The organism is Bacillus sp. JJ1566 (genome assembly GCF_036962685.1).
Lineage (GTDB): Bacteria > Bacillota > Bacilli > Bacillales > Bacillaceae_L > Ferdinandcohnia.
In genome coordinates, this window is record NZ_JBALOP010000052.1 from 80,565 (window position 1) to 88,422 (window position 7,858).

8 protein-coding genes are annotated in these 7,858 nt (G+C 38.4%); 6 read left to right on the plus strand and 2 right to left on the minus strand.

Annotated features, from left to right (window positions below):
* Positions 1-235 precede the first annotated feature (235 nt).
* Positions 236-1,303, minus strand: a complete 1,068-nt coding sequence (locus tag V7112_RS18795; protein ID WP_335422692.1) for an NAD(P)/FAD-dependent oxidoreductase — start codon at positions 1,301-1,303, stop codon at positions 236-238.
* A 200-nt stretch (positions 1,304-1,503) separates the two neighbouring features.
* On the opposite strand from V7112_RS18795, the gene V7112_RS18800 reads away from it, so the two are divergent.
* From V7112_RS18800 to V7112_RS18820, 5 genes are all read left to right on the plus strand, one after another.
* A complete protein-coding gene (locus V7112_RS18800; protein WP_010676416.1) occupies positions 1,504-1,740 on the plus strand; it encodes a YuzB family protein in 237 nt (78 codons plus the stop codon).
* Positions 1,741-2,004: 264 nt separating this feature from the next.
* Positions 2,005-2,370, plus strand: coding sequence for a HesB/IscA family protein (locus V7112_RS18805; protein WP_335422694.1), 366 nt, complete (start codon positions 2,005-2,007; stop codon positions 2,368-2,370).
* Positions 2,371-2,724: 354 nt separating this feature from the next.
* Positions 2,725-3,942, plus strand: a complete 1,218-nt coding sequence (locus tag V7112_RS18810) for an NAD(P)/FAD-dependent oxidoreductase (RefSeq protein WP_335422697.1) — start codon at positions 2,725-2,727, stop codon at positions 3,940-3,942.
* A 384-nt stretch (positions 3,943-4,326) separates the two neighbouring features.
* Positions 4,327-4,653, plus strand: coding sequence for a YuiB family protein (locus V7112_RS18815; RefSeq protein ID WP_335422700.1), 327 nt, complete (start codon positions 4,327-4,329; stop codon positions 4,651-4,653).
* 156 nt (positions 4,654-4,809) lie between these two features.
* On the plus strand, positions 4,810-5,493 hold the full coding sequence (locus V7112_RS18820; protein ID WP_438823918.1) for a 3D domain-containing protein: 684 nt from the start codon (positions 4,810-4,812) through the stop codon (positions 5,491-5,493).
* A 34-nt stretch (positions 5,494-5,527) separates the two neighbouring features.
* Here V7112_RS18820 and V7112_RS18825 read toward each other — a convergent pair whose 3' ends face one another.
* Complete coding sequence (locus V7112_RS18825) at positions 5,528-5,998, minus strand: divergent PAP2 family protein (RefSeq protein ID WP_335422703.1); 471 nt, start codon at positions 5,996-5,998, stop codon at positions 5,528-5,530.
* Between the two features lie 230 nt (positions 5,999-6,228).
* Between V7112_RS18825 and V7112_RS18830 the strand changes: the two genes are divergently transcribed.
* Complete coding sequence (locus tag V7112_RS18830) at positions 6,229-7,734, plus strand: leucyl aminopeptidase (RefSeq protein ID WP_335422705.1); 1,506 nt, start codon at positions 6,229-6,231, stop codon at positions 7,732-7,734.
* The last annotated feature ends 124 nt before the right edge of the window (positions 7,735-7,858 follow it).

A 7,858-nucleotide genomic window follows, 5' to 3' on the forward strand; every position in this document is an offset into this window, starting at 1 on the left:
AAAACGAGTGAGTAGCACAAAGTAATTGTCTGTGATGCCCAGGCAAAAACGCCGAAGTGTATCTAATCCTATGTTTCCAGGGACAAACCGTGCGAGTAGCAAAGAGCAGTTGTCACTGAGCCGGCCCCCATCCTCCAATATCACAAAGACAATAAAATTTTGAAGATCCTCCAAATACAGCCTCATATAAAACACAAAAAATCGCGGCCCCAAAAGCTACCGCGATTTTTTATTATCATCCATTATGATACTTGTACATCCATAATACTCCTGATTTTAACATACGTGGCACGCGTCCCGTGAGTGGACGATCTGCTACTAATCCGAAGCCTTCTTTTTTACCAAGCGAACCAAGTACGCCTTTAAGCTTGATTTTTGGAAACTCAGTTGGTGGGGCTTCACCTTTCCAGCGCTTTTGAAGAACTTGAACAATTTGTTCTGCCTGGCCTTCCGCTAGCTGGGCACTTGGAGCATGTGGTAAGCTTGCACAATCCCCTACAACATAGACATGTTCATCATTTGGTAAATTATGTTGTGGAGTTAAAATTACCCGGCCACTACCGTCTTTTTCAACATCTAGGTCCCGAACGATCTTATTTGGTTGAATACCAGCTGTCCAAACAACAACATCACTTTGAACAGGTTGATCATTATTATATAAGACGTCTTCTTCGACTCTTGTTATATTTGAGTTATTAATAATCTCGACTTCGTTTTTATCAAACCAGTTTTCAACATACATACTTAATTTTTCCGGGAAAGCGGAAAGGATGTGGTTTCCTCTATCAAACAGCTTAATTTGCAAGTCCGGTCTGCTTTCATAAAGTTCACTCGCTAGTTCAACCCCGCTTAAACCTGCTCCGACTATGGAAACAGTTGCACCGGCAGGAAGATTATTAAGTCTCTGATAGGTTTCCCTCGCATTGTCAATTGACTGGATGCTATATGTGAATTCCTTCGCACCTGGCACATTGTGATACTTGTCCTCACAGCCCAATCCAATCACTAAATCATCATATCTTACCGATTCTTCATCTTTAATGTGAACCAGCTTTTCATTCATATCAATGCCCGTAACTTCCCCAAATTTTACGTGTAAACGAGGGTGTTCAGGAAATGTGACACGAACATGTGAATCAGAAATGGTACCTGCTGCAAGTGCATAAAATTCCGTTTTTAAACTATGATAAGGTGCTCGGTCAATTAAGGTGATTTGAATACCTTCGGGCAATTGATTTGGCAGCAGGCGCTGTAACATCCGCATTCCACCATACCCACCACCAAGTATAACAAGATTTTTCATGCTGATTATCCCCTTTTGTTCCTCTCTTTAGTTGAAACGTTTTCAAGCTTTATCAATAATAATTTTATCTGTATCTGTAATCCTTTTCAAAGACACTAAAATTATAGCGAAAATGTGACAAAATAACAACTTATATCGGTAAAATTGACGAATGGAAAAAAAGAGAGTACGATAGGTAGTTGTAGTGAGGTGAAAAACCAGTGAATCCTATCATTGAATTTTGTGTTAGTAATTTGGCAAGTGGCTCCCAAAAAGCAAAGGAAATCCTTGAACAGGATCCTAATCTTGATGTAATTGAGTATGGATGTCTAAGCTATTGTGGGCAATGCTTTGAGTCATTATATGCTCTTGTAAATGGGGATGTAGTTACTGGTGAAACAGCTGAAGAGCTTGTTGAAAATATCTATGCCTATTTAGAAGAAAACCCAATGTTCTAATACAAACTTTTAATATAAATGTTGAAAAAGCAGTTAATAGACTGCTTTTTCTTATTTTTGGGCAAAAAGAAAACCCTCCATTCAAGAATGAAGAGTTTCTAAAAAAACGGGGGATAATCTCATTGTGGTCAAGGAAATATTATTTTATACTTAAAATAAGAAAAATTTAACAACGAACGGATTATTTGTATCAAATTCATTTTAACATTATACTTATAGTAATAATCAAAATTTGAAACCTTTAAAAAAGAAGGAGGTTCGAACGTGACAAATCGTGTCGTTGATATTTCTGAAGCAGCTGCTTTTCAAATTAAAGATATGATGAAACAGAATGAGGAAGAAGGATCATTCTTACGTGTTGCTGTTAAAGGTGGCGGTTGTAGTGGACTTTCTTACGGAATGGGCTTTGAACAAGAAGATACTGAAGTGGATCTACATGATGAACAACATGGGATTAAGATCTTGATCAATAAAGAAGATGCACCGATTTTAACAGGGGTAAAAATAGACTTCAAACAATCCCTAATGGGCGGAGGATTTACCATTGATAATCCGAATGCAATTGCTTCATGTGGTTGTGGTTCTTCTTTCCGTACAGCAAAAGTAGCGGGAACACCTGAAAATTGCTAATACAAAAGTTAGGCTTCTAAACAGAGCCTGACTTTTTTATTGCCCAAATGTGGCAAAAGTTAGACGGTGGAATTGACATTTTTCTTACAAACGCCAAAAACTATTGTTTTTTAAATATTCTTAAGCTTTAAAAAGCTAATCAACTACTTGAAATATCAATATAAAAGTCATATTATAGGATATGGATATTAAATAGTAAAACTTTTTGACAAATGTCGTAATTTTTTATGTCCAGTCATGGTATCTTACGTGAAGGATATCACAAACTATATTATCAATAAAATCAGAGCTTGCGGTTGAAAATAGAAGTAAGAGATTTTTTGCTGCAAAAAAAGAAAAGGGTGGCGGATTACAGTGAGAAAGCCAAAAATAGTCGTTTTAGGTGCAGGATACGGTGGATTAACTACGATTGTTAACCTACAAAAAACATTAGGTGTAAATGAAGCTGATATTACACTTGTTAATAAAAATGATTACCATTATGAAACTACTTGGTTACACGAAGCTTCAGCAGGTACTTTACATGCAGATCGTGTACGTTACCAAATTGAAGATGTAATTAGTGGTCATAAAGTAAAATTTGTAAAAGGCTCTGTAGCAAAGATTGACACTGAAGGAAAACGTGTAATCCTTGAAGATGATTCACAGGTTGAATATGATTATTTAGTTGTTGCATTGGGCGGAGAATCTGAGACATTTGGTATTAAAGGCTTGAAGGAATATGCATTTACAATTTCAAACATAAATACAGCTCGTCAAATAAGAGAGCATATTGAATATCAATTTGCAACGTATAATACAGAAGAAGAAAAAGACGATACCCGTCTAACGATTGTTGTTGGTGGAGCAGGTTTTACTGGAATTGAGTTCTTAGGGGAACTCGTTAACCGAGTTCCTGAGCTTTGCCGCGAATACGATGTTGATCAAAATAAAGTAAAAATTTACTGTGTCGAAGCTGCACCTAACGCATTACCAGGCTTCGATCCTGAATTAGTTGAATATGCAGTAAACCACCTAGAGAAAAAAGGTGTAGAATTTAAAATCGGTACTGCCATCAAAGAAGGTACACCAGACGGAATCATCGTTGGTAAAGATGATGTTACTGAGGAAATCAAAGCTGGTACTGTTGTTTGGGCAGCAGGTGTACGCGGAAACAGCGTAATCGACGCTTCTGGCTTTGAAGCAATGCGTGGACGTGTGAAGGTTGATAAACAGCTTCGCGCACCAGGACATGACAATATTTTCTTCGTTGGGGATAGTTCATTAGTCATTAACGAAGAAATCAATCGTCCATATCCTCCAACTGCACAAATTGCAATGCAACAAGGCGCTTTAGTTGCCAAAAACATCGCAGTTCTTGTTCGTGGACAAGGTGAGCTTGGTGAATTTTCATTCGATAACAAAGGGACTGTATGTTCACTTGGTGAGCATGATGGAATCGGAGTTGTATTCGGTAGAAAGATTTGGGGTTCCAAAGCGGCATTCATGAAGAAAGTAATCGATAATCGTGCACTATTCATCGTGGGTGGTCCATCACTTGTTCTTAAAAAAGGTAAATTAAAGTTCTTATAAGATAGTCTAAAGGAATGTGGGGAGACTCGCATTCCTTTTTCACTTTTTAGCCATAATCATAAAGTAAAATCAATTGACTTAAGTTCCATCCCTTTAGTACACTAGGAAGGGATTTGTGTTCGTCTAGCTCAGCGCCTAGCCCCTCGAGGTCACAATCCAATCTGTCAAGAAGGTCAAAGAACAACCTTCTAGCCAGCTCGTCTTGTGCTTGTCGGACTTGCACAGGACAAGGAAAGCTTCGACAGCATGATCCTCGCACGAAGAAAATGCATAGCATTTTCGAGGATGTGTTGACATCGACGTTTGCCACAGGACGTGGCAGTAGTTAGTCGATGAGCCACTTGGGGAGGCGCTTGCGCATTTGTGACTTGGAGGAGAGTTACCATGACACTCAGCTTTTTACCGATTTTATTAATTTCGATGCTGTTATTTTTCGTTTTATTTTTTGGAATTGGATTCATTCTTAATATGCTTTTACGGATGTCGTGGATCATGGCTATTATCTACCCGGTTATTGCGTTAGCAATTGTTCAAGAGGTTTCGTTTCTCGACTATTTCACCTCACCTGGAAATGCATTTCGCTCACTAGGTAATAGCATTATGACACTAGCCCCATTAGATATTACGATTTTACTAAGTGGCCTAGCTGGTGCGATTTTATCTGGAGTGGTCATTAAACTGCTTCGAAAAAAAGGATACAGAATGTTCTAGAAAACCTTTTCCATATAGTGATTATGAGAAGAAACGTAAGGATTTAGTGATGGATCCTTACGTTTCTTTTTTATATTTAGTTTTATTTTCCAACCTTAAACGAATAATTTCTAACCGAATTGGAAAGAAATAGAGTCGTGAGAGGAGTGGAAAAATGTGTTTCATTTAAACACAAATATAAGAAGAAGTGCAATGACGATATTAGTGATTTTTGCACTATTTACTACGTTCCAATCTTTTTCCGGAGTTGAGACAAAGGATCTTACAAGCTGGGCAAGCGAGCAAATAAAAGAGAAATCGCAATCAGTTGTCATGAAAAATGTTGGACTGTTCTCAAAATTTACGTTTTTCATAAATGGAAAAAAGGCGATCACGGCTTCCAATGTTGAGAGTACATTACCAATCGAAGAAGCGATTGATTTTTCAAAATACCCAACAAAAACAGTTGTAGCGACTGGATACACGGCAGGAGTTGAATCAACAGGTAAAGATTCAAATCACCCATCCTACGGGATCACTTACTCGGGTGTAAAGGTAAAGCGCGACCTGTATTCTACAATTGCAGCTGATTTAAATGTCTTCCCAATCGGGACTATCCTGTTTATTCCTGATTACGGGTATGGTGTTGTGGCAGACAAAGGTGGAGCCATTAAAGGAAATAAAATTGATTTGTATTATGAAACAGTTCACGATGTCTATAATAAATGGGGGAAGAAAACCCTCGATGTGTATGTGATCAAAATGGGCGACGGTAAAATATCAGAAGAAGAAATCGTTGCAATGAATGAAGATAAGGCAATGCAGGTATTCCGTCAGCAAATTATAGGTGAAAAAAGTTAACGGGCTAATCGCAATGATTAGCCCGTTTTGGATGCTACAAGATATTAAGTAATAATGTTAATAAGATTCCAGTTAGTCCACCAAAAAATACTTCGATTGGCTTATGCCCCAAGAGTTCTTTTAACTCACTACGTTTTCTAGCTTCATCAAGCTTTGGCCATAGCTTTGCATCCTCAGCAAATTTTTGAAAATCCGCAACAAGCTGGTTTAGAACTGTAGCCTGCTCACCAGCATGTCTGCGAACGCCAGAAGCATCGAACATGACGATTACAGCAAATACTGTAGATATCGCAAAAAAAGGAGAATCGAATCCTTGCTCAAGGCCAATTCCAGTTGTTAAGGCTGTTACAGCAGCTGAATGGGAGCTAGGCATACCTCCAGTGCTCGTTATCAGGGACCAATCAACTTTTTTGGTCACTACAAAATGTAGAGGGACCTTAACAAATTGCGCAAATCCAATTGCAGCAAGTGCGGCCCAAAGGGGGAAATTAGTAAAAAGCTCCATGTAAACTTCGTCCTCTCGTCAAAATACACTTTTTTCTCTTTATTAATTGAAAATATAATTTACTGTATTTTAAAAACTTATTCAATAGAAATCTAATGTAAAACTTTATTATTATTATAAAAGAATTTACATAAGCCTGCAAAATGAATTCTTCTCCAATGGCTGTAAGGTGAAATTTAGTGTCTCGAAGTATATAATAAGAAGGTGAAAATTAGTTGGAGGTGTAAAAAATGTTTACAGTTAAAAATGAAGTAAAGGTACAGGATGCACATGAAGCCATACTAATTGGTTTATATGCTAAAAATCAAAAGACAACTGGGCTGACACAGGAATTAGATACATTAGTAGATGGTCAAATTACAGTCCTATTAAAAGAAGGAGACATATCTACGAAGCAAAATACCGTTTCTAAAGTACATACATTAGGAAAGGCTCCTATTAAACGAGTGTATTTTCTCGGGCTTGGTAAGGAAGCTAAACAATCCTTTGAATCACTTAGAGAAGCATTTGGAAAGGCTGTTAAAGCAATCGATGAAGCAAAATTAGAAAGCTTTGCCGTTTGGTTAGATTCCTTTGTAACTGAAGGACTCGATGCCCAAGATGTTGCGCATGCATTTGGAGAAGCGCTTGCATTGTCTACCTATAAATTTGCGGATTATAAGCAAAAGCCAAATGAGCCAGAAAAGAAAATTGTAGAAGTAGTCGTTTACACAGAGGCAGCTGCTGATGAGGTTGAGGCTAGTTTGACAGTAGGATATGCATATGGACAAGGAACAAACTCTGCAAGAACTCTTGTAAATCTACCGGGAAATATGCTAACTGCTACAGATATAGCGAATTACGCAGCTGAACTAGGAAAGAAATATGAGTTTGAGGTAGAAATCCTTGAAAAAGAGGATATGGAAAAGCTTGGGATGGGCGCTCTATTGGCAGTAAATAAAGGTTCTGTCGAGCCGCCGAAATTGATTGTCCTCAAATATCAAGGAAAAGAAAACTGGGAGGATGTCATCGGTCTTGTCGGAAAAGGGATTACCTTTGATACGGGCGGTTATTCAATCAAGCCAAAAGACGGAATTGTGGGCATGAAAACGGATATGGGTGGAGCAGCTGCTGTATTAGGCGCAATGGAGATTATTGGTGAGTTACGTCCTGAAAAGAATGTTGTGGCTGTCATCCCATCAACCGACAATATGATCAGTGGTGATGCCTTTAAGCCAGACGATGTAGTAACATCTATGAATGGTAAAACTATTGAAATACTAAATACAGATGCAGAAGGACGTCTAGCATTAGCAGATGGAATCACATATGCAAAATTCCACGGTGCTTCCTATTTAGTGGATGTTGCAACATTAACTGGTGGAGTGATTGTCGCACTAGGAAATGATATTACTGGTGCTATGACTAATAATGAGACCTTTTTTGAAGAAGTGTTGGAAGCGTCATTAGAAGCTGGCGAACCAATCTGGCGTCTACCGATGACAGAAAACCATAAAAAGCGTGTTCGTAAGAGCCAGGTGGCGGATTTAAACAATTCACCAGGACGTGATGGTCATGCGATTTTTGCAGGTACTTTCCTTAGTGAATTCGCGGAAAATACGCCATGGGTGCACCTTGACATTGCAGGCACGGCAACAACGACATCACCTCATAATCTAGGCCCTGCAGGAGCGACCGGTGTAATGGTTCGTACCCTTGCAACCTTAGTCGAACGATTTGGAGAAACAGAAGAATAAATAATGTGGAAGTCTACCTTTGGGTAGGCTTCTTTTTATGAAATTATAAAAAATTAATCTGTAAGAAAGGTTTCGCGGTACACACTTGGGTGAAAACAGAAGTAGCGTGTACTGCAAGAAAGGT